We start from the raw sequence: 23,666 nt of genomic DNA on the forward strand, positions 1-23,666 counted from the left end.
GGTTAAACCAGTAATGAAATATGTTTAATTATGCTTGCAGTTACAGGCACCTTCATCGGTACGGTTTTTACAGCCATTGCCAGCTTCTAAACGGCTAAGCAGGTGTTTCCATACTTGTTTGGCAGGTAAAAACTGGTTATAAAAATACTCAGTAAGGTATTGTAATTTACCTGCAATCAGGTTGGTATCCGCATCATCGGCACGGGTAAAAGCAGCTTCGTCTAAAATAGCGGCAATTTGGTTTATATAATTATTTAGCCGGTCTTCCTTGCTTTGGGTAAGGTTAATTATACCACTAATATCAGGCGAAAAATGTTTATCGGTATTACTATCATTTACCAGCGCAAGTATGGCAGGGAAAATTAATTTGGTTTCATATGTTTCCAGGGAATGAAACTCCTTTTGTAAAGATGGAATTGACATCTTTATCAAATCGCTTAACGGTTCGGCCTCATTAATATCAAAGTCGTTTAAAGCTTCGTGTAATGCCGGGTATATTTCCGTTTCCAGGCGTTGTATGGTGGTTTGGTACTTATCAGTTGTAAAACACATTGGGTTGTGTATTTAATAAACAAAACTACCCGTTGAGGGCAGCAGGAAATATGATATAGAAGCAATGCAAAGATGATTTACATCATGTTTTAACCTGGGTGGTAATTTACACATCCAAATTAGCAGTTCTTATAAGTTTATCGCAGTTGAGAATACTTATTTTTTTACCCTGCAATTGAATAATTTCATCCTGATTAAACTCAGACAATAACCTGATAGCAGTTTCGGTTGAAGTACCCACAAAATCAGCAATTTCTTCCCGGCTAAATGCCACGTTTAATGATTGATCTTCCGGGTCTAAACCATAGGATGCCTTAAAAAATAACAAGGCTTCAGCCATACGTTCCCGTACATTTTTTTGTGCCATAGAAACAATATGCTGTTCAGCAGTTTTAAGATTCTCCGACAGCAATTGCATAATCTCAAAACCTACGCCGGCATTGGATTTTAGCAAATTAAAAAACGATTGTTTGGGTATAAAGCAAATGGTAGAATCTTCCAATGCAACAGCACTGCAATGATACCTGTCGTTAGATATCAGTGAGCGGTATCCCACCACATCGCCATCCTTTAGCAGCCGCAAAATTTGTTCTTTTCCATTCTCGCCGGTGGTAACCAGTTTAACCTTGCCACTGCTTATACAATACAAGCCCATGGGGTTGCCCCTTTCCGAAAAAATAAACTGCCCCTTTTTATAGTGCCCGCAGGACTTTATACTATCTATCTCCTCTACTTCGGTTATACCAATTTTTTTAAACACGGAATGTGCTCTGGCATTACATTCCATACAAGTAATATCTGTGGGAAAATGCTTCATACGCTTTATTCTCTTAGTTTTTACTGCACTTGTTACACGCTGCCGGCTTACCTTATAATGATGCAGTAAGCAGTTGGTTATTATGGCATCGGCGCTTGCCACGCTCGGTTCATGGTTCCACTTTTATGGCGTCAAACCTGTAAAACCGCATACATGTTGTGCCATTTTTTTCAGGGCGAACATTACCTGCCTTGTAAAAATGTGGTCAAAATTAGTACTGCATATTTTAGCAGCAGGTGATTATAATCAGGTACACAGGGAATTACCATTAGCCCAATAGGGTTATAAACCCTGAAGAGTGCGACGCAACGGCTGCCCAATGCCTTATTTACTGCCGGGCACAAAAAAGCCCGCTGTAAAAACAACAGGCTGTTTAACTTAAAGTACTACCTATAGTATGAGAAAAAATTAAATTCGTTTATTGTTTTATGAGCTTAATTGTTTTACGGCGGCCATCGGCATTAAGCATAGTTACCATATACAAACCACTGGTATAGCGGGATACATCGATAGCCACCCTGTTTTCGCCAATGTTTGCGCTGACTGTTTTTACAACCATGGTACGGCCGGTAATGTCTACTACCTGAAGGGTATAATTAAATGTATTGTTGCTGTTAAACATCAGGTAAGCCATATCTTTTGCCGGGTTTGGCATTATATTTAATGCTGTTTCATCGTATGTGATAGATGGCACACTTTCGGTTGCCAAAGCAGTGGCATTTGCTGCTCCAAACGCGGCAGCTATGGTAACATCTTTTGTTGTTAAGCCAGAAGAACCACAATTATTACTTGCTTTTACAGTAACCTTTCCGGCAGTAGTACCCCAGGTAACGGTAATTGAAGTAGTGTTTTGTCCGGCAGTTATTTTGGCGCCGTTGTTAACTGTCCAGCTATAACTTAAGCCAGCTACAACCGGTGTTACAGTGTATACAATACCTGTTTTATTTTTTGCTACACTTGTTGGGCCGGTAATGCTGCCTGGCTTGCCAGGTACAGAAGTAAGCGATTTTGAGGCTGCAGCACTTATACCACAGGTATTATTGGCTGTAACAGTTAATGAGCCTGTTTTAAAACCAGTAGCTGCAGTGATGGTAACACTGGTACCATTTGCACTACTGATGGTTGTATTTACTGGGGCTTTCCAGGTATAGCTGGTAGCACCAGCCACAGCCATAATAGAATAGGTAAACTTACCTGTTCCGCAAACGCCTTTTGCATCTGCATCGGCACCAGTAATGGTACCGGGTTTGGCGGGGCCATTATCATTACCATTGGATACAAAGAAACTTTCGGTTTTGGTACAGCCTTTTGCATCGGTAACAGTATAGCTGCGTGAACCAGATGATACCGCTATATGGCCGGTACCTGTATAAGGTAAATTGCCACCGGTAGCATTTACAAATACGGTAGTATTACCATTTTTACAAACAATGGCACTATCTGCACTAATAAGCAGGTCTAATACTGCAGGCTCTGTTACTTCGTAGGCAGCAGTAGCTTTACAACCATATAATGCGGTTACGGTAACGCTATAAGTTGCAGGTTTTAGCAGACTTATATCTTCTGTAACAGGTTTGAAAGAAGGTTGTAAGGAGCTTACCCAGTTATAAGTAAAAGGGCCGGTACCGCCTACAGGTGTTACATTAATATTGCCATTGTCACTATTATAACAGGTTACATTAGATACAACTGTATTTAAAATTGGTGCAGAATTTACGCATACGCCTTTTACAGGGAAACTTAAGGCATTAGCTCCGCCCCCGTTAACCGGTATTATAGTAGTATATACCCCGGCAGCAGCCGGATTGAATTTGATAAAAATTTGCTGATTAAAAAAGGTACCATAACCAGAAATGGTAAGGGTATTATTAAATACACCTGTTGCACTGGTAGAAAAAGTATAACCAGCCAGTGGACCAACCACTACATTGGTGCCATTTAAAAATGAACCGTTTAAGGTAAAATCTTTTACCTGTGGCGTACTGCCCAGGCAAATGGTATCGAATACCGGAGGTGTACTAACAAATAAACCAACATTAGACAAATCAGCAGCAGGGCGTGATAATTCTACTATGGCAAAAATCACCCTTTTATTATTTACACTTCTTATGCTAAAGTCTGATGCATTAGGTCCACGGTCGCCAAAATTGGCATCATTAATAGTTACAGAAACTGTTTTCCATTTATTGGTGCTGGTACCGTTTACAATGATGGATGCTTTATCAAATACCGTTTTTGAATCGTAGAATAACTGCCAGCTACCATCTGCATCGTCCAGATAAGTAACATCAATTTTTACAGCATATTTTCCATTAAGGGGTGCATAGTTTAAGAAGGCATTATCTACATCAAAGTACAGGGCTTTTTTATTGGTGGGTATATCAAAGGCACGGGCAAATTTGCCATACATGGCATTTACATCGGCTGATTGCACATTCCAGTAACCAACACTGGTTTCGTTGGCTTTAATCTGGTGCATATAACGGTCGTAATTACCGTCCAGCAAATCCCAGCCAACATCATTAATACCTTTAGCGGCTAAATTATCCATTTCGGTAGCTGATACTGAAGCAATATCATCCAGTTTGGCGCCATAAGCCAAATAGGCATTGGCAATATTTCTGTAGCGCTGTGTATTTGTTCTGGAAACAGAGCCATAGGTAGCTGCAGGAAAACGAACACCATCTGCTGCATCTAAAACATCTTTTAGGGCACACATGGCATTTACACTTTTTGCAGGGTCTTTGGCATTGGGCGATTTATTGTATTTATTAAAAAACAAAAATGATGAATCGTATAAAGTATTGGATAATTCTCCATCACCCTGGTTACTCATATCAAGGCCCCAGTAAATGCCGTAGCACATTAAAGCAAACATATTTTTGCAGGGTGCATTATTCCACCAACCACTACTGGTGGCCCCACCAGTTATTTCTGAACGGCTTCTCAAATAATCGGTACCCTGAATTGAATTAAGTTCATCATATAACCATGATTTTTTGGCCTTTTCATCGTTTAACTGAAAACCTTTACCAATGGTACCTACTTTTATCCAGCCGCCAGGGCATGAATCCAACAGAAACCTGAATTGATCACTACCAGAATTTTGAGGATTACTTAAAATAACAATTTTGGGGTTGGTATTTTTATATTCATTGTAATAAGCCATGCTAAACTCAGTAAATAAATTATAAAAATCTTTTGCGGTTAATGCATACTGAGCTGCAACTTCGCCCTTATAACTAATATAATCACCGGTATTACCAAAACAGGCCTGCATGGCTACAATTTTTTGGCGTACATAGGTAGGCAAGGTTTCAATATGTTGCCTTACTTTGGTAATCATGCGTTTAAAATAGAATTTATATTCTGGGTCGGCATAATAGGGAGCATAACCTGTAACATTTCCCAAAGCATCTTTTTCAATTACTTTAGGTACGCCATTGGTAAACAACCAATCCGGTGCATCTTCTTTGGTAAATACCATAAATACAAAAGGTAAACTATCGTTGGCATGTGCAGTAACATCACTATCAAAAGCAGCCCAGTTCCAAACATCGGGTGCTGTTTCAATTTCTCTCCAGCTGATATTATCTATATTACCATTTACTTCAGGATATTTTTCTCCGCCAGGTAAACCATGTGCTTTCCATGTTCCAAAATTAACCGGGTAAGTACCCTGTGCCTGACCTGTGATTATGCCTGAGAGGCATAATAATAACATGATAAAACGAATTAGGTTTTTCATAACATACGGATTATAAGAATTAAAAAATCTTTGCTAATCAGGGTATTGAAACAAAAAACGAATCGTTTTTTTTGCAGTAATTAAGTAGCAAAATATGTTCCAAATAATGGAAAAAATAGTAAGCAAACCTTATTCACAAGAAATTGAAACCGGTTTATATCTTTTTTTAAGTATGCAATTTTCTTTAACCGTTTATATGCCATTGCTATAAATACATCTTGTGCAATAACATATTATAACAGCCGAAAATCACCAATAATTAATCATCAACAAACTGATAGTCAATGGCTTTCTCTTTCTACTTTTGCTTAACATGCTTTTCCATTACTCTACCCTAATGCGCTTTTAAAGAACTTTTTTTGCAGATAAGCATTACCGGAAGTACAAGAGTGCGACGCAAGAAAAGCTACATTTCTGTTGCCTTTGCCCGGCTCTTAAAAAACAATTAAAACAAATACTATTTTTTTACGGTGCTTAGCTGCAAGACTTATTGCTTTTAAAACCAAATAACAGATGAACGGTAGTTAGCATTTACAGTAGAAGTTAACGACAACACATTGCCGAAATTGGTTTCTTAAGTTGAGCTAACGAGGGTCTATGCTTTGTTTAGGGTTATGTTGGCTATAAGCCTTTCAATATGCAAAGTACGTGCACACAAAAAAAAGTAAACATAGATATAGGTGTTTATTTATAGTACACAAATAGCTATTTGCAGGGTAGAATTAAGTCTACATTTTCTATTACTAGGGCTGTACCAGTTAATTGGTTAAGTTGTAATTGCAGTATGAGGTGGTCAGTAGTTTTTTATAGCATCGCCTCTTGCCACGCTCGGTTCGGGGTTCCACTTTTATGGCAGCTAAACCGGCATTTTGGTTTAGCGCATAGGTTATAGTTTTAACAAGTGGGTAGATTGGCGGTTACCTTTTTCATCGAATAAGGTAATGTTGTAAATGCCTTTTGCAAAATGTTGCACATCTAACGGTACAGCATTTTGGCCCTTAGTGCTAATAAAAGAGGTTCTTAATTGTTGGCGGCCATTTAAATCGCTAATACTTATATAATATTGGGCCATTTTATTTGCGGTAAAATAAAGCATTGCTTTATCTGTAACCGGGTTGGGCGCAACATAAAATACAGCAGGCTTTTGTATGATTGTACTTGCAGCAAAAAGGTTGGCAGCAGTTGCTGTGTCGGCAAAGGCGGCTGTTATACCAATGTCTAAAGTAGTAATGGGCGAAAATCCGCAGGAATTACTTGCCTTTACTGTTAAACGCCCGGCCAAATTACCCCAGGTTACTGTAATGGAGGGAGTATTTTGTCCAGCTGTAATTTTAACCCCATTATTAGCCGTCCAGGTATAAGTAAGTCCGCTTATTATGGGCGTAACAGTATACACCAAACCAACCGTATTTTTAACAACGGTAACAGGGCCGGAAATAGCAGCAGGTGCAGCTGGTATAAGGTTTACCGCCTTTATTGCAGCAAAACTACTGCCGCATGCATTATTTGCTGTTACGCTAATGGGTGCAGCAACAAATGTAGATGGCACTTTAATATTTATACCAGTACCATTAGTACTGGTTTGTGTAATAATTGCACCTGCAGGAGGTACCCATGTATACGAAGTGGCGGTGGGAACCGTATCAATATAAAAACTAAATTTACCACCACCACAAACGCCTGCCTCATCAGCAACAGGGCTAAATATTTCAAGTGGCTTTGAAGGCGCCACTGCGGTACCATTTGTTAATACTATTTTATTGGTGGCAGTACAACCATTACTATCGGTAACAGTAAAATTATTGGTACCCGCATTACCTGTAAAAACACCAACACCTGTGTAGGGCAATACACCGCCTGAAGCAGTAACGGTAATGGTGGTGGTACCCCCTTTACATAAAATATCGCTATCCTTTATAATAGCCACTTCAAGTGTGGCAGGCTCGGCAATGGTATATGTGTTAGATATTTTACAACCTGCTTTTGCTACTATATCTACACTATAGCTGGCAGGTTTTAAATCTGCAATATCCTCACTGGATGATTTGAAAGTATTAAAATCTGCGCTTGTCCAACTATAGGTAAATGGTGCATTTCCGCCAGTTAAAGTAAGGTTTATAAACCCATTCTTTTTGCCATTACAGGTTACATTAGAAACAAGAGCGCTTATCTGGGGTATACTATTGATAGCAACACCAGACACGGGTATATTAATAGCACTAACACCGCCGCCACTAATTATTAAAGTGCCATTGTAAACACCTGGGGCAAGTGGCTTAAATTGTACATAAATTGTTTTGTTAATGGTAGTCCCATAATCATTAATTATCAGAGAATCTGTAAACAATCCATTGGCAGTTAAAGAAAATACATAACCTTTTAATGGACCTACAACAACATTGGTCCCGGTTAAAAAAGCAGCTTTTAATAATATATTTTTTGTGCTGGTGGCATTAACACATAAAGTGTCGAAATTGCTTAAAGATGTTGCGGCAAAACCAATATCAGATTTATCTGGATTAGGCCTGCTAAGTTCAATGGTACTAAATATTACGTTTTTAGAATTGGTACTTTTAATATAAAAATCACTGTTATTGGCAGATCGGTTGCCAAAATAACCATCGTATAAAGTAACAGATGCTTTTTTCCATGAACCCGAATTAGTACAAGTAACCTGAATAGATGGCTTTTCAATCCCCCCCTTTGCATCATAATATAACCTGAAACTACCATACCCGCTATCCCGGTAAGTAATATCAATTGAAACGGGATAAGCAGCATTAACAGGTGCACGGTTTAAGAAAGAGGAATCGTCAATATCAAAATAAAGGGCCTTTTTACCATTGGCAATATCAAAGCCACGTGCAAAACGGCCATACATAGCAGTAGAATCTGCAGGCGCATTTACATTCCAGTAACCAATGCTGGTTTCATTAGGTAACAGCTGGTGCAGATGACGTTCATAGTTACCACGAAAAATATCCCATCCCACATCATTAATACCTGCTGCTGCCAGATTAGAAAGTTCGTCTTGCGTGGCAGCGGTAGCATCATCAAGCCTTGCCCCAAAAGCTGTGAACCTATTTACAATATTTTTATAACGGGTACTATCCTTGCGATTTAGTACTCCAAATTCAGCTATGGGAAACCGCACCGTATCTGTACAATCCAATCCATCACGTAAAGCACATAAAGCATTGGTACTTTTTAAACCATCTTTTTGACCTGCATATTTATTAAAAAAAGACAATGCAGCATCCTGTAAAGAATCCTGTATTTGCGAACCGCTTTGATTATTAATATCCAACCCCCAATAAATATCATAACACATAAGTGCATACATATTTTTATAGGGTGCTTTCAACCAGGTACCCGCCATTGTAGAAGGGCCACTAATTTCAGATCTGGTTTTGATATAGACACCATTTTGTGGCTTATTCATAATATCGTACAACCAACGGGATTTCGATAATTCATCATTAAGCTGATAGCCTTTACCAATTGACCCTGTTTTTAACCAACTACCTGGGCAATTAGCCATTAGCCAATTAGTTTCATCTGCTCCATCATTGCTGGGATTGCTTAAATGATAAATTTTAGGGCTGGTATTTGCATATTCATTATAATAGTATAAACTAAACTCTTTATACAATTCAAAAAACTCATCGGCGGTTAAAGCATATTTGGCATCAACGATTCCTTTATATCCAATATAATCCCCGGTATTTCCCAGGCAGGCTTGTATAGCAATAACTTGTTTACGTGTGCCAGTGGGTAAAGTTTCCAGGTGCTGATGCACATTGGTGATCATCCTTTTAAAAAATCTCTTATAGTCAGTATCTGCATAATAAGGAGAGTAACCTATGCTATTACCCTGCTCATCTTTTTCTGTTACTTTTGGTACGCCATTTTTATACAACCAATCCGGCGCATCTTCTTTTGTATATATTAATAGAATAACAGGCAAACTATCGGCAGCCCATGCATTAAGATCATTGTCAAATTGTACCCAATTCCAAACATTGGGAGATGTTTCAAGGTCCCTCCAGTTATAATTAAACAGCCTTCCTTTTATTTCGGGGTATTTGGCCTTATCCAATAACGATCCATAACTCTGCCATGTACCACTGGTATCAGCAGATGAAGCCGTTTGAGCAACGGCCTGTATACAAAACAGGAATAACAGCGCAGATGCGGTAAGGTTTTTCATTTGGGATACTGAATAACCTGCAATATATCTTTCGCTTTATGTTATTCCAACGCATTAAAGGCATTTTAACCAGAACTACAATATTTTAAATTTCTTTTAATTTTGAAAACTCCTTATTCCGTTTTATGCTTAGCAATTGTTGATTATCAAATGATTGAATAAACTATTATTTGCATATGTACTTTAGTGTAATTTAAAATAACACATAAACAGTATACATTCTATTCACTAACGCTTTACCAGTCATTCAAACCAATCTCCTCATGCAATGCAGGCACAATAACATCCTTTATTCCTTTACGTAAAAGCCTTTCCTGAAATGCAAGCTGCACCTCATATTCTCCATGCACCACAAATAATTGTTTAATCGCTGCCAAATTCTGGCAAGCCAAAAACTGGCATAAATCATCATAATCACCATGCGCACTCATACTATGCATCACACCTACTTCGGCCTTAACTTCAAAGGCTTCTCCAAAAATCCTTACCTCCTTTGCGCCGCTGGTAAGTCTGCCTCCTAATGAGTATGGTTCACAATAGCCCACCATCAAAATGGTATTATTCTCATCCAGAATATTATTCATGATATGATGCTTTATACGGCCCGCATCAGCCATACCACTGGCAGAAATGATAATGCAAGGTTGGGTCATCTCATTCAACGCCTTACTTTCTTCTACTGTTTTGGTAAAAGTGAGTTCCTTAAAATCAAAAGGATCATTATCTGTTTTCAATAATTTTCTAATACCGGCATTAAAGTTTTCAGGGTGGCTTCTTATTACATCAGTGGCTTCTTTACTTAGCGGACTATCCACATATACCCTAATATTACCCAGCTTATTTTGATTACTCAGCAGATTTATAAAATAGAGCAACTCCTGCGTGCGGCCTACACTAAAAGCAGGGATAATTAATTTACCCTTTTTATGCATACAAGTTTTTTGTATCCATTGAAATAACTGGTCGGCAGTATCTACTACCTTATCATGCAGTTTATTACCATAAGTACTTTCAATAATAATATAATCAGCCTGCGGAAAAACATCCGGAGAACGCAAAATCACATCTCCATACCTGCCCACATCGCCACTAAAACTTATTTGATTTGTTTTTCCGTTTTCTTTTACGCGTAAATGCACTGCTGCACTGCCAATAATATGCCCTGCATCGGTATACATTACTTCAATACCAGGTTCAATAGTAAACCAATGGCCGTAAGCCACTTCCTCAAACAAAGGCAGGGCCAGCACTACATCATCTGGTGTATACAAAGGCGTATAAGGTGGCAAGCCCATCCTGGCCCTTTTTTTATTAATATAACGTGTATCATCTCTTTGTATTTCGGCTGAGTCTTCCAGCAAAATGGCTGCCAAATCCTTTGTGGCCGGCGTACAAAATATTTTGCCCCTAAAACCTTCTTTAACCAATTTTGGAATCAATCCCGAATGATCAATATGCGCATGTGACAATAATAAATAATCTACTTCTGCGGCATCAAAACCAAGACTGGCATTCAGCTCATCAGTTTGTTTACCCATGCCCTGAAAAAGGCCACAATCCAACAATATTTGTTTACCATTGGCCATTGTTAGCAAGTGTTTCGATCCCGTTACACATTGTGCAGCACCATGAAAAGCAATCTTCATAAAATTTATTTATAGTATGCCTAAAGGTACTTGCAAACAGCCTTAGTCAATCGTTATTTTATTCCAAAAAAATCTTTAGCCTACCTCATTAAACTCAATTTGATAAATGCAGTTTATGTTACCGGCAATTGTTTACTAATGATGCTTTACTTGCCACGCTCGGTTCTGGGTTCACCCTTTGTGGTAGCTTTAAAAAATCAGTTGATTGTAAACAACATCTATTACTTACTAAATAGTTGAATTGCCAAATAAAACCAATGAGCACACCAAAAATAAAATGCGGCAGTTATATAAAAAATGTTTAATTTAAAAGGATAAAACTTGCCATCATGAAACAAAAAACCATTTCCCGCATTGCCATTTCTTTGCTGGCCATTGTCATGTTCATTTTTGGTCTGTATCATTTTATGTACCCGCAAAATCTTATTGCCTATTTACCGGGTTTTTTACCTCCGGGAAATATATGGGTATATATTCCAGGCGCCGCATTTATACTGGCGGCCATTGCCTTTATTACCAACAAACAGGTAAGGCTGGCAGGTTATCTGCTGGCATTATTGCTGTTTATTTTTGTGGTTACAATTCACCTGCCCAATTATTTAAATGGCAGTAGTGATGAGTACCGGCAAATTTCTTTAATCAATCTGCTGAAAGACCTTGCACTGGCTGCATTTGCATTGCATATTGCCGCCAATGCCGACAACTGATTTTAGTTTAATGTAGGTAGTTGTGTATTCGGGTGCTGCACAGTAATCCTGCAGTACAAGTGTGCGACGCAAGTAAAGCATCATTAGTAAACAATTGCCGGGTACATAATTGCAAAATACCTGCAGCCTTGCTATTATTTTATGCGTGTTTTAAAGCTCCAGGTAAAATTAAAGGCGGCCACTATTTCGCCGGCCTGATTGGTGCCGGTAGCATGGCAGTTTACCACCACACCTTCGTTGGTTGCCAATGCGGTTGCAACGGCATCTTGTATGGCGTTACCATCAGTACAGGTAAATAAAATGATACCATTGGCTTTTTTATAAAACTCGCCATCCATTTTAACAAGCAGCATGCTTATGGCAGGGTTTGTTTTATAAATGGCGCCCCAGCATAAGGCCCCTGTACACACTTCGGCGGCCATAGATAAAATGGCAAAATACATGGAGCGAAATGGGTTTTTATTAAACCATTTTTCCCGCACCTGTATCACCGATTGCTGTGGCGTTAAATCATGCACCCGTAAACCGGCAAAAAAAGCAGAGGGCAGTTTACTCAACATAAACAACCTGAATTTTAGCGGACTTTTCATTTGAGCTGCAAAAGCGGCGAATTGCGGATTCATGATTATATATTTCTTAGCAATTTATCTTTTTTCTGCGCAAGAATGGCCAAATCAATTTTTCTTTTATATCCGGAACAATGCTTTCTTCAGGTTGTAGTTTTGATTGCCGCTAAATAACAGATATTTGCGGCGAAACATTTACCATGAGCCGTTGGCATTCTTATATAAATTCTGCAGCAACCTGTATACAAGCCTATACCGGCACACAGCCTTTACAACATTTTTTAAAAGCACATTTTGCGCAACATAAAAAATTTGGTTCTAAAGACAGGAAATATATCAGCCATCTTTGCTACAGCTATTACCGCACCGGACATAGCTTACCCAATACCAGCCTTCCCGAAAAATTACAAATTGCCCTGTTCATCTGCAATGAAACACCGGGCGAATGGCAGCCATTATATAATGAAGAATGGTTGGAACACTGGCATACCGATCCCACAAAAAAAATGCAGTTTATACAGGAGTTATATACTACGTTTAGGCCAGAAAATATTTTCCCCTGGAAACCGCAACTCAGCAAAACCATAGATGCCAATAGTTTTGCTTTATCTCACCTGGTACAACCTTATTTGTTTATCCGCTGCCGGCCGGGATACAAGGCAATTGTGGCAGAAAAACTGGCACAAAACAATATTCCATATACCCCATTACTACAAAATTGTTTTGCCCTATCCAATACCACCCAACTGCAAAATATTATTAACCTTAATAAAGAGGCTGTAGTGCAAGACCTTAACTCACAACAAATAGGCAGCCTTATGCAAATGGTGGCAGATGCACAACCTAAGGCAAGCCACCCAATGAAAGTGTGGGATTGTTGTGCGGCCAGCGGCGGTAAATCTATATTGGCAAAAGATATTTTGGGTAATATAGATCTAATGGCTTCCGATCTTCGCCCTGCTATTATTAATAATTTAAAAGCGCGGTTTAAACAAGCCGCCATAAACCACTACACTGCTTTTGTGGCCGACCTTACACAGCCGCTAACCCTTATTCAAAAACATTCTTTTCCTTTTATTATTTGCGATGCACCCTGCTCGGGCAGTGGCACCTGGAGCCGCACACCAGAGCAACTTTATTATTTTACTGAAGACCGCATTAATTACTATAGCCAGTTGCAAAAAAATATTGTACAGCACATCGTTCCCAAGCTGGCTGTAAAGGGTTATTTGTTATATATTACCTGCTCGGTTTTTGAGCAGGAGAACGAAGCCATGGTAACATATATCATGCAGCAATATGGCCTGCAGTTAATTCAGCAACAGGTATTTAGCGGCTATACCCAACATGCTGATACTATGTTTGCGGCATTGCTGTACAAAAACTAAAAAACAATTGGGGCGCTGCCCTGCGGGCCGGGCTTTACGCTGCAAGTCCTCGCTGCGCTGCGGGCTTTCCGCTGCAATCCCTAACGCAAAAAATAAAGACAAATATTACAATAGCAAACACCTATTACAACCTGCTGCATTCCTGGCTACAGCACAAGCGTGCGACGCAAGTAAAGCTGCATTAACCTTCAACAGCAGGGTCAACAACCTTAAAACCACATTTTATAGTATTGCTTAAACAAGTGCGGGTTAAGTATTAAAACATTTTGTATTTTACACAATCAAAAATTGTAAACCTGCTATGCCACAATACAAACTTACTGTTAACAATAAAGAATTTACCGCCAATGCAGATGCAGAAATGCCCCTATTGTGGGTACTGCGTGATTTGCTGGATTTAACCGGCACAAAATATGGTTGTGGCGTAGCCAGCTGCGGCGCCTGTACTGTTTTGGTAGATGATGTGCCTGTTCGCTCTTGTCAGTTACAGGTACAAAATTGTGGCAGTGCAAAAATTACCACCATTGAAGGCTTAAGTGAAGATGGTACACACCCCATTCAACAGGCCTGGGAAAAAGTAAGTGTGCCACAATGTGGGTATTGTCAGGCCGGGCAAATAATGAATGTTGCCGGTTTACTTAAGAAATATAAACAACCCACCGAGGAACAAATAAACGAAATGATGGCCGGCAACCTTTGCCGTTGTGGCACCTACACCCGTATAAGGGAAGCTATACATTCCGTTATAGAAGAAGTAAACAAGTAATACCACCACTGCCACCTGTAAACGCAATACAATGAAAACAAGATTCGACCGTAGAAATTTTATAAAGATATCATCTGCTGCCGGTGGTAGCCTAATATTGGGTATGTTGTTACCCACCGCCTGCAAAGAGCCTGAGGCCGTTGCCACCTGTAGCTTTCAGCCACATCCGATATTAAAAATTGATAATACCGGCAAAATAACCGTGTATGTTGCCCGCCAGGAAATTGGACAGGGTGTAAACACCTCTATCCCCATGATTGTGGCCGAAGAACTGGATGCCGACTGGAAAAATATTGCCGTTGAAATTGCAGCTTATGGCACTATGCAACCCGGCGATCATGATACCGGTGGCAGCCAAAGTGTTTTATTGGATTATGAAAAGCTACGCAAAGCCGGTGCCACCGCAAAAGCAATGTTGGTAAATGCCGCCGCTGCAAAATGGAAAACAACAGCTACCGCCTGCGCAACTGAAGCAAGCATGGTTACCAATAGCAACAGCAAAGAAACCATTGCTTATAGCGAGCTTGTTTGCGATGCGGCTAAACTGGCAGTTCCAAAGGATGTAACACTTAAATCGCCAAAGAATTATACCTTAATTGGAAAGGCCACCAAAAAATCCAATATCAAAGATATTCTTACCGGCAAAGCAATATATGGTATTGATGTTAAGGTACCGGGCATGGTATATGCTGTAATAGAAAGATGCCCTGTATTAAAAGGTAAACTGGTAAAATTTGATGACAGTGCCTGTAAACAAGTGGGAGGTTTTATACAATGCGTAACCGTTGCATCGTCTGCCGCACCCATGCATTTACATGCCGGCGTAGCGGTAATTGCCAACAATATCTGGAGTGCCCTGCAAGCCCGCAAAGTATTAAAAGTAGAATGGGATGAAGGCACTGAAAACACCGACTCTACCGAAGCTCTTTTTACCCGGTTTGCAGCAAAATCTACCGGCAAACCTACTTATGAAGTATTTAAAAAAGGCAATGCCCCTGCTGCCCAAAAAGCAGCTACTAATAAAATTGATGTTACCTATACAGCCCCTTTTTTAGCACATGGCACTATGGAGCCCATGAACTTTATTGCAGCTGTAACAAAAGATAGTTGCGAATTATGGGGCGGCTTACAATTACCAGATTGGGCCACCAATACCATTGCCGAAGATTTAGGTATTAAAAAAGAAAAAGTAAAAACCAATCTTACCCTAATGGGTGGTGGCTTTGGCCGCAGACTGCATTTTGATTATGCATTAGAAGCTGCCCGTATTGCCAAACAAATTGACAAACCCGTTAAATTAATTTGGGACAGAACGGATGATATACGCAACGATACTTACCGTCCGGCTAATCTGCATCGTATGCAAGCTGCATGGGACGCAGATGGCAAACTTCAGGCCTGGCAACACCACCATGTAGCTACTTCCATTGCTATAATGACAGATGGCCCCGAAGCCAAAAATGTACCTGAAATGTTGGGCGGTGCTTCATCTGATTTATGGTACGATGTTCCCAATGTACACACCGGCTATTCGCATGTTGATTTTAATTTACAAAGAGGCTGGGTACGTGCAGTTGAAATTTGTGTAAACACTTTACCCGTAGAGTGCCTGATAGATGAAATAGCTACAGCACAGCAAAAAGAACCATTGGCATTTCGTTTATCCCTTTTAGAAAACAGGCCTGCCTACGAAACAGAAATTACTAAATTCAGGCAGGACCCCAACCGTATTGCCAATGTGCTAAAGCTGGCTGCCGAAAAAATTGGATGGAGCGAGCCCCGTAAACCAAACCACTTTATGGGTATTGCCGGCCATCATTTCACATTTGCAAAAGCCTATGGTGCCCATGCCATTGAAATTGAATTAATTGCCCCTAAAAAATTCAGGATTGTACGCATTGTGGCGGCGGTAGATTGCGGCATTGTAATAAACCCCGATGGTTTAAAAAACCAGATGGAAGGCGGTACTGTATTTGCGCTGTCGCAAGCCCTGATGAGCGAAATAAATGTAGAAAATAACCGGGTGGTAGAAGATAGCTTTTTTAATTATAAAATCATGCACTTTAACGAAATGCCCCCACTGGAAATACATTATGTAGAAAGTCAGGAAGATCCGGGCGGCATCGGAGAAGTTGGCTTGCCTACCGTAGCACCAGCTTTATGTAATGCACTGGCAGCAGCAGGCAGCAGGCCAAGAACCTTGCCTATAAAGAAAGAAGGCTTTGAATGGGTATAAAAACGAATGCAATCTATTAGCCAGGCAATAACACATTCATCGGGCATCCGTTGCGTCGCACTCTTGTGCAATTGATATGCATGGCAGCATATAACAGCCTTTACAAATTGATTAATGCGGCATAGTCTTCGGGGTAATCCATATCTCTAAGCACCGCATCATCATCCATTTCTACCCAAACAATATGTGGGTTATTGGCTTGAATGATGGCTTTGCATCCTTCCGGGTCATCATGTTGCAGAATAGCGTTTTTATATGCAGATGAGAAAATAACGGGATTTCCTTTTACACCATTAAATCTTGGCAGGCAAATACAGGTTTTATCCCGATGATAAGCCTTCTCAAAAGTAGTATTTAATGATTCATATTGTTGTGCCGTGATTAAAACCATATCGCCTAAACAAATCATGTACCCATTGCCTTTGGCACTTTGAATGCCTGTTTGTATAGAACCCGTCATACCAGTACCGTATCCGGCATTATGTACCAGCTTAACCGGCAAATGTATAAGGGCCTGGTGTACCAAATCAGGTTCATTTCCTGTAACCACAATCAGTTCCTGCAATCCGGCTTTTACAATTTGCTCAACAACTGCGGCGATAACAGTGGTGCCTGCAAATGGTAATAACAATTTGTTTTGCGTACCCATGCGCAAAGAATTTCCCGCAGCCAATACTATTGCAGTTACCATATTGTATTGTAAATTACCATGAGCAATGTTTAAAAATAACAATAATATCCTCCCTCTTATTTTTAAAGAAAAAAGAAATCTTAACTTGTACCCATTTCATAAAATTATTGCATTAGCAGCCAGGGGTATTTTACCTGGCCATATTACTGCTACTGGCAAAAAATTTATCGGCAAATATTGGTTTACCAGATAATTATTGAAAACAAAAGACAATTGGAAAGAACTGGGTGTTATAGCATTAAGACTTATAACAAAATAGCATTTCTGAAACATTATTTTGAATTATTACCCTGTTAGAAACGACCAGACCGCTGGATTGGGTTAAAAAAAATGTATGGAAATAACAATTTTAGCATTTGGTATTGCAAAAGATATTTTGGGAGGCATCAGGGTAAACATCACCTTGAATGAACCTGCAAATATCCATGCACTAAAACAACAATTGGAACACAACTATCCACCATTAAAAGAACTGGCCTCTTATATGATTGCTGTGAACAATAATTATGCTAGCGATACACAAACAATTCTTTCAACTGATGAAATTGCCCTGATACCACCGGTTAGCGGAGGATAAAACCATGCATCCAAATATTAACATAGAAATTTTATCTGCTCCGCTGGAACTAGCTAACTGTCTGGCCTGGGTACAATCACCCACCTGTGGTGGCATTGATGTATTTATTGGTACAGTACGCAATGCCACAAAAGGCAAGCAGGTTGAAAAACTGGAATTTGAAGCATACCTGCCCATGGCTATTGCAGAAATGGAAAAAATTGCCATGCAGGCAATGGAACAATGGCCGGTAGAAAAAATTTCCATCCATCACAGAACAGGCATTTTAGCTGTAGGTGAGATACCGGTAATTATTGCTGTAGCAGCTGCACACCGATCTGCAGCTTTTGAAGCCTGCCGATATGTGATAGACACCCTGAAAAAAACCGTACCCATTTGGAAAAAAGAATTTTTTGCTGATGGAGCTGTTTGGGTGGCGGCACATCCTTAGTAGCTAACAATAATTTTAAAACAGGATTTTGTTGCAGATTGATTTTCATTTACACTAATAGCTAAAATCTCATTCTTCATAGCTGCATTTTATGTTGGCGTACAAGAGTGCGACGCAAGCGGTGCCCCATTCTTTACCTTATGCCGGGCCAATCATTTTCCTGATTTTATTGTAGGTCAGTTTAGGCTTCCAGCCAGGCTTTCATGCCGCCTTTTAAGGAATACAGCGGCGTATCTGTTACCTGTTGCAGTATTTTTACCAACTCATAACTGCGCTTACCCGATGCACAATAAAGTAACACGGGTTTTTCCTGGTCTAATAGTTGGGGGTTGTCTTTTAGATTTTCCATAGGCAAATGCACACCGCCCATATGGGCAAAGGCACGCTCTGCCGACGTTCTGATGTCTACCAGAAAATACTGCGCTATATTGGCCTTATAGGTTGAAATACTAATTTCAGGTGCTATAATTGGTTTAGGCAAAGCCTCTACAACCGTATGCGATGCTGGCTGCAATTGAATAATACGGCTTTGCAGGGTTTGTACATCCAGCATTAATAGTTTGGCGGCCAATATTTCGCCAATGCCGGTGATATATTTTATTACTTCGTTGGCCTGCATACAACCAATAATTCCGGCAATTGTAGGCAATACACCACCTTCTGCACAATTGGGCACCATGGTAGCGTCAACTGAAGGAAATACATCCCTGTAATGCGGCGTTCTTTTACCATCGGTAGTGGCGATATTCCAAACAGCTACCTGACCTTCGTACTGGTAAATGGCACCGTAAACCAATGGCTTTTTTAATAAATAGCAGGCATCATTTAACAGGTAACGTGTATCAAAATTATCGGTGCCGTCTACCACAATATCACAATGGCGAACCAGCTCCATTACATTATCCGCCCCCACCCTTTCTATTACGGCATTTATGGTAATAAATGGATTTTGCAGTTGTAATTTTTCTGCCGCGATGGTTGCTTTAAATCTGCCTATTTCATGCTGTGCATATAGTATCTGCCGGTGCAGGTTTCCGGCACTGATAACATCGTCATCAACAATGGTAATGCTTCCAATACCCGCCGCTACAAGGTATTGTGCTGCCGGGCAACCTAGTCCGCCTGCTCCCACCAACAACACTTTTGCGTTGGCCAATTTTTGTTGCGCCTCCACATTAAAACCTGGCAATACCAATTGGCAGGCATACCTTAAATGGGCATTTTCCTGCGGTATCATCCAATACTATTTTTTGATTGTATTAATTGCTGCGCCTTTTCCATTTCTTCCACTGTATTTACATTCATTAATTGTTCAGGTGAATTTGCTTTTATCATATGCACCTGATTATTGCGCAGCACTTTACGCGGACAAGAATAACCCTGGGCCAGAAAAGACAATAAAACAGGATAAGCTTTGGGCTCCCAGATAGTAATTAATGGTTCCGGCAATCCATCAAAAGGGCTTTCAAAAGTGGTAGCCAACGCTGCTACATTTCTTTGGGCAATTAATGCATCTATTGTAGCAGATTCCAGCAAAGGAAGATCACAAGCAACCACCAGCCAGGCAGCATCCGGCTGTTGCCTGAATGCCGACAAAATTGCACCGTAAGGACCCAGATTGGTAAACGTATCTTCCAGTGCAGTATAGTTGTTTTCTATTAATTCGATCTGATCTTCCCTGCAGGAGATAAATACTTTTTCACAAACCGACTGAAGCATATCGGTCATAAAATAACGCTGGGCCTTGCCATGCCATTCTATAGCTCCCTTATCGGTTCCCATACGCTGACTTTTACCGCCAGCCAACACCAATCCATATAATGGGGCTTTCCGTTCTTGCATTTGTTTATGCATACATGCAAGAATGCCTTCTGTATCCTCCCATTGCAGCACAGGAATTTGATCAATAGCCGGTATAGATGCATTCAGCCAGTCGTATATTTCAGCTGCATCCTTTATAATAAATAATTGCACATTGGTTAACTGCGACAACCTTTTTTGCAAAGAAGTTTCTTTTGATGCGTCAATCACTACAATCTGTTGCGCAGCAGTATGATGATTGCCATTTACCAAAACCATATCTATATCATTAAATACCTGATGCAATTGAAAAGCATCAAAAGGCTGCTGATACTGTATTTCCCGGTACTGAATATGATCAGTAAAACTTAGCTGTGGCATAACTCCTTCAAAACTAATTGGAGCATGCGAGCTATCAATATATGCGCAATGGTAAATTGGCGAAAAATGCGCAATCAATTTATCGGCCAATTGCTGAACATTGGTGCAATTAGTTCCCAGTATGGCCCACTCATGGCGGCCAAAATTACCCAAAACGGGTTTGGCAATTTTACTATGTTTATCATGCTTTTCCAACATCAGTTTTGCCTCCGGTTTTTTGCATTAATCGGGTTTCTTTTATCACAATATCCTGACTAAGTGCTTTACACATATCATACACAGTAAGTGCGGCAATACTGGCGCCGGTTAAGGCTTCCATCTCTACACCTGTTTTACCGGTAATAGTTGCAGTACAGTCAATTTCCAGTTGTTGTTTTTCATTTAAAAGTATGGTAATATTGCAGCTATCCAGGCTTAACGGATGGCAAAGCGGTATTAGCTCGCTGGTTTTCTTGGCTGCCATAATACCTGCAATAATTGCTGTTTGAAATACCCCACCTTTCTTCGTTTGAATATCTCCATTTGCTAACTGCGCCAATACGGGTTGGGGTAAAACAACAATTGTCCTTGCAACTGCCTTTCTTTTGGTAATGGCTTTATCGCCTACATCAACCATGGTTACTTTTCCATCCTTATTAATATGCGTAAAATCACTCATGCTTTTTAATACATTTTTTTTGACTTTCTAATTTTTTGACCAAACTGTTGTACAGGCATGACACCCATTTGCGTCGCACACTTGTGCGTTCTGTCAGGTATCGGCAAATTAAAGTTGCCTAATTATTTTAACCTAAAATGGCATTAAAAGGCCATACTCTAAATAGTTCTCCTTTGGTAAAATTATCCCGTTCTAATGGAAGTTCCATAAATGCATTTGTATCCAGCAAATTGGCAAAATCACCAGATCCATTACCCGTAACAGGATCAGCCAATAGCTGGCCGCTGGCAGAAATACTAAGCCTTACCTGCAAGAAATATTGCAAGGCAGGTGTAAAACTATAATCATTATTGAGTTGCGCATATACTGATTTGGTGATTATTCCCAAACAAGCCTGCAACCAGGGCAAAAAATAACGGTATACACACATAAATGTTGACACCGGGTTGCCGGGAAAAGCAAATACCAAATTGCCCTTTGGGTGCCTGCCAAACCAAAAAGGTTTGCCAGGCCTTTGTTGTACTTTATGAAATAACTTTTCTACCCCACAATCCTTCAATGCCTGTGGTATAAAATCAAACTTACCCATAGATATACCACCGGTTAATAATAGTACATCATAAGTTGCCAGACAGCGGGCAATCTGGCTTTTTGTAATGGCTGCATCATCTGGTATATGCACAATATCTGCCACCAAATGGAATTGTTGCAATATGGCTTTAATGGTATAACTATTGGAGGTGCGTATTTGAAAAGTATCCGGCACTGTTTCAACGCCAACCAGTTCATCGCCGGAGGAAATAATAACTACTTTTGGCACTTGCCTTACCAACAGAGCAGATTTGCCAACAGATGCCGCCAGGCTAATAACCGCAGGTGTTACCAACTGATTGGCAGTCGCAACAATTTGCCCGGCCATTTTATCTTTACCCTTGTAATGAATGTTTTGACCCGGCTTAATAACTGCATCCTGCTTAATGTTAGCCATACCATTGTTTATGTCAATATCCTCATACCGTACAATGGTATCTGCACAGGCAGGTAAAGCAGCACCCGTCATTATTTCCACACAATCTGTAGGATGCATGTTGGTGATGGGCGTATCGCCGGCAGCTTGTGTAGTTACTATATTGAAAGCACGCAATCCTTCACTATATGCCTTAAAGGAAATAGCAATACCGTCCATGGTTACCCGGTTATAGGGCGGCATATCTCTATCAGCAAGTATATCTTCTGCCAGTACGCGGCCCAACGCCTGCTCAAAATATACAGTTTCAACAGGTAAAAGGCTTACCTGGGATTGTATGATTTGTTCTGCTGTTGCTACCTGTATCATAAGTTATGCGCAATATTTTATTTGTATGTGTAAGAATTTTCTATTGAAACACCGGGTGTGTTGTAAATACCAATTTCAGTTGCTGATGCATGGACTAACCGTACAAGAGTGCGACGCAAGTAAAGCAATATTAGCCTACTACTGCCTGGCTACACATTGCATTAACCACCAATAGTGGCCATAGATTCATGAACAGGTCCTTTTTCTTTTCTTAGTTTTTCTGCCTGCCAGCCATCTTTTGCACGGTGATTTATGGCATGCAATAAGGCTTGCTGCAATGCATCATTGGATTGATGTGTGCGCAACAAATCCCGGATATTGAGCACACCATCATCGTACAAACAGGTTTTTAATACACCCTGCGGGGTTATTCTAATACGGTTGCAGGTACCACAAAAAGATCGCGTATAAGCAGCAATGATGCCTACCGTACCCACATGCCCCGATATTTGATAATTATAAGCCGTTGAATATGGTGGATCGGGCAATTTTTCTATACCGGGATGTGCTTGTTGTATGGTATGTAGTATGCGTAGATGATCCCATTGCAATTGGGTATAATGGCTATCGCCTCCGTTAAAGGGCATTTCCTCAATAAAACGCACAGCAACGGGCAGGGATTTAGTTAGTTGCACCAAAGGCAGAATGTCCTGCGTATTTCTGCCATCCATTACTACTGCATTTAATTTTACAGGTATCTGGTGCTGCAATAATGCGTCTAATGTTTTTAATACATTGGGTAATTCATCGCGGCGGGTGATGGCAAAAAAACGTTCTCTGTCCAGGGTATCCAGACTTAGATTTACCGAATGAATACCCATGGGTTTTAACTGTGGCACAAAGGGTGCTGTTAATACGCCATTAGTGGTAATAGTTATTTGCTGTAATCCTTTTATGGCAGACAAAGCCTCCAGAAATTGCATAATATCCTTGCGCACAAAAGGTTCGCCACCGGTGATACGAATTTTCTCGATACCCATATTTACGAGAACAGTGCACAGTCGCAACATTTCCTCGTACGACAAGAGTGCTGTACGTTCCAGCCATTCCAAACCATGCTCGGGCATGCAATAAAAGCAGCGCAAATTACAGCGGTCTGTAACTGCCAGCCGTACATAATTTATTTTTCTGCCGTGGTTATCGGTAAGCAATGGTAA

General features: G+C 40.2%; 18 protein-coding genes. 6 read left to right on the forward strand and 12 right to left on the reverse strand.

The features are described from left to right. Window positions 1-24: 24 nt before the first annotated feature. The 5 genes from GD597_RS00445 to GD597_RS00465 form a co-directional block, all read right to left on the reverse strand. Window positions 25-552 carry a hypothetical protein gene (locus GD597_RS00445; protein WP_171605820.1) on the reverse strand — a complete coding sequence of 176 codons (528 nt, stop codon included), beginning with the start codon at window positions 550-552 and terminating at the stop codon, window positions 25-27. Between the two features lie 106 nt (window positions 553-658). Then, a complete protein-coding gene (locus GD597_RS00450) occupies window positions 659-1,369 on the reverse strand; it encodes a Crp/Fnr family transcriptional regulator (protein ID WP_235954136.1) in 711 nt (236 codons plus the stop codon). Window positions 1,370-1,787: 418 nt separating this feature from the next. Further along, complete coding sequence (locus GD597_RS00455) at window positions 1,788-5,117, reverse strand: T9SS type A sorting domain-containing protein (RefSeq protein ID WP_171605821.1); 3,330 nt, start codon at window positions 5,115-5,117, stop codon at window positions 1,788-1,790. Between the two features lie 886 nt (window positions 5,118-6,003). Next, on the reverse strand, window positions 6,004-9,327 hold the full coding sequence (locus GD597_RS00460; protein ID WP_171605822.1) for a T9SS type A sorting domain-containing protein: 3,324 nt from the start codon (window positions 9,325-9,327) through the stop codon (window positions 6,004-6,006). A gap of 236 nt (window positions 9,328-9,563) precedes the next feature. Then, complete coding sequence (locus GD597_RS00465; RefSeq protein WP_171605823.1) at window positions 9,564-10,973, reverse strand: MBL fold metallo-hydrolase RNA specificity domain-containing protein; 1,410 nt, start codon at window positions 10,971-10,973, stop codon at window positions 9,564-9,566. Window positions 10,974-11,302: 329 nt separating this feature from the next. Here GD597_RS00465 and GD597_RS00470 point away from each other — a divergent pair, with 329 nt between their 5' ends. Continuing rightward, entirely contained in the window at window positions 11,303-11,680 is a 378-nt protein-coding gene (locus GD597_RS00470) for a DoxX family protein (RefSeq protein ID WP_171605824.1), read from the forward strand. Between the two features lie 134 nt (window positions 11,681-11,814). On the opposite strand, the gene GD597_RS00475 is transcribed toward GD597_RS00470, so the two are convergent. Then, entirely contained in the window at window positions 11,815-12,303 is a 489-nt protein-coding gene (locus tag GD597_RS00475) for a DUF4442 domain-containing protein (protein ID WP_216368482.1), read from the reverse strand. Between the two features lie 143 nt (window positions 12,304-12,446). On the opposite strand from GD597_RS00475, the gene GD597_RS00480 reads away from it, so the two are divergent. From GD597_RS00480 to GD597_RS00490, 3 genes are all read left to right on the forward strand, one after another. Further along, a complete protein-coding gene (locus tag GD597_RS00480) occupies window positions 12,447-13,634 on the forward strand; it encodes an RsmB/NOP family class I SAM-dependent RNA methyltransferase (protein ID WP_171605825.1) in 1,188 nt (395 codons plus the stop codon). Between the two features lie 301 nt (window positions 13,635-13,935). Continuing rightward, window positions 13,936-14,400, forward strand: a complete 465-nt coding sequence (locus GD597_RS00485) for a (2Fe-2S)-binding protein (RefSeq protein WP_171605826.1) — start codon at window positions 13,936-13,938, stop codon at window positions 14,398-14,400. 31 nt (window positions 14,401-14,431) lie between these two features. Next, window positions 14,432-16,636, forward strand: coding sequence for a xanthine dehydrogenase family protein molybdopterin-binding subunit (locus GD597_RS00490; protein WP_171605827.1), 2,205 nt, complete (start codon window positions 14,432-14,434; stop codon window positions 16,634-16,636). A 100-nt stretch (window positions 16,637-16,736) separates the two neighbouring features. Here GD597_RS00490 and GD597_RS00495 read toward each other — a convergent pair whose 3' ends face one another. Next, window positions 16,737-17,327 carry a nucleotidyltransferase family protein gene (locus tag GD597_RS00495; protein WP_171605828.1) on the reverse strand — a complete coding sequence of 197 codons (591 nt, stop codon included), beginning with the start codon at window positions 17,325-17,327 and terminating at the stop codon, window positions 16,737-16,739. Between the two features lie 334 nt (window positions 17,328-17,661). Between GD597_RS00495 and GD597_RS00500 the strand changes: the two genes are divergently transcribed. Next, the gene (locus tag GD597_RS00500) at window positions 17,662-17,904 is read left to right on the forward strand and encodes a MoaD/ThiS family protein (RefSeq protein WP_171605829.1); all 243 of its coding nucleotides are present in this window, start codon (window positions 17,662-17,664) and stop codon (window positions 17,902-17,904) included. Between the two features lie 4 nt (window positions 17,905-17,908). Then, complete coding sequence (locus GD597_RS00505; protein ID WP_171605830.1) at window positions 17,909-18,334, forward strand: molybdenum cofactor biosynthesis protein MoaE; 426 nt, start codon at window positions 17,909-17,911, stop codon at window positions 18,332-18,334. 181 nt (window positions 18,335-18,515) lie between these two features. Here the strand turns inward: GD597_RS00505 and GD597_RS00510 are convergent, their stop codons facing one another. The 5 genes from GD597_RS00510 to moaA all read right to left on the reverse strand — a co-directional run bounded on the left by GD597_RS00510 (window position 18,516) and on the right by moaA (window position 23,660). Then, complete coding sequence (locus GD597_RS00510; protein WP_171605831.1) at window positions 18,516-19,571, reverse strand: HesA/MoeB/ThiF family protein; 1,056 nt, start codon at window positions 19,569-19,571, stop codon at window positions 18,516-18,518. Beyond that, window positions 19,568-20,713, reverse strand: a complete 1,146-nt coding sequence (locus GD597_RS00515) for an NTP transferase domain-containing protein (protein ID WP_171605832.1) — start codon at window positions 20,711-20,713, stop codon at window positions 19,568-19,570. Before GD597_RS00515 ends, GD597_RS00510 begins: the two co-directional genes overlap by 4 nt. Continuing rightward, window positions 20,697-21,173, reverse strand: a complete 477-nt coding sequence (gene moaC, locus GD597_RS00520) for a cyclic pyranopterin monophosphate synthase MoaC (protein ID WP_171605833.1) — start codon at window positions 21,171-21,173, stop codon at window positions 20,697-20,699. Before moaC ends, GD597_RS00515 begins: the two co-directional genes overlap by 17 nt. 127 nt (window positions 21,174-21,300) lie before the next feature. Then, window positions 21,301-22,509 (reverse strand): molybdopterin molybdotransferase MoeA, encoded by a 1,209-nt coding sequence (locus GD597_RS00525; protein ID WP_171605834.1) that lies wholly within the window; start codon window positions 22,507-22,509, stop codon window positions 21,301-21,303. A 161-nt stretch (window positions 22,510-22,670) separates the two neighbouring features. Continuing rightward, entirely contained in the window at window positions 22,671-23,660 is a 990-nt protein-coding gene (moaA, locus tag GD597_RS00530) for a GTP 3',8-cyclase MoaA (protein ID WP_171605835.1), read from the reverse strand. Between the last annotated feature and the right edge of the window lie 6 nt (window positions 23,661-23,666).

Origin of the sequence: Limnovirga soli (assembly GCF_013106755.1) — a bacterium.
GTDB classification, from domain to species: Bacteria; Bacteroidota; Bacteroidia; order Chitinophagales; family Chitinophagaceae; genus Limnovirga; species Limnovirga soli.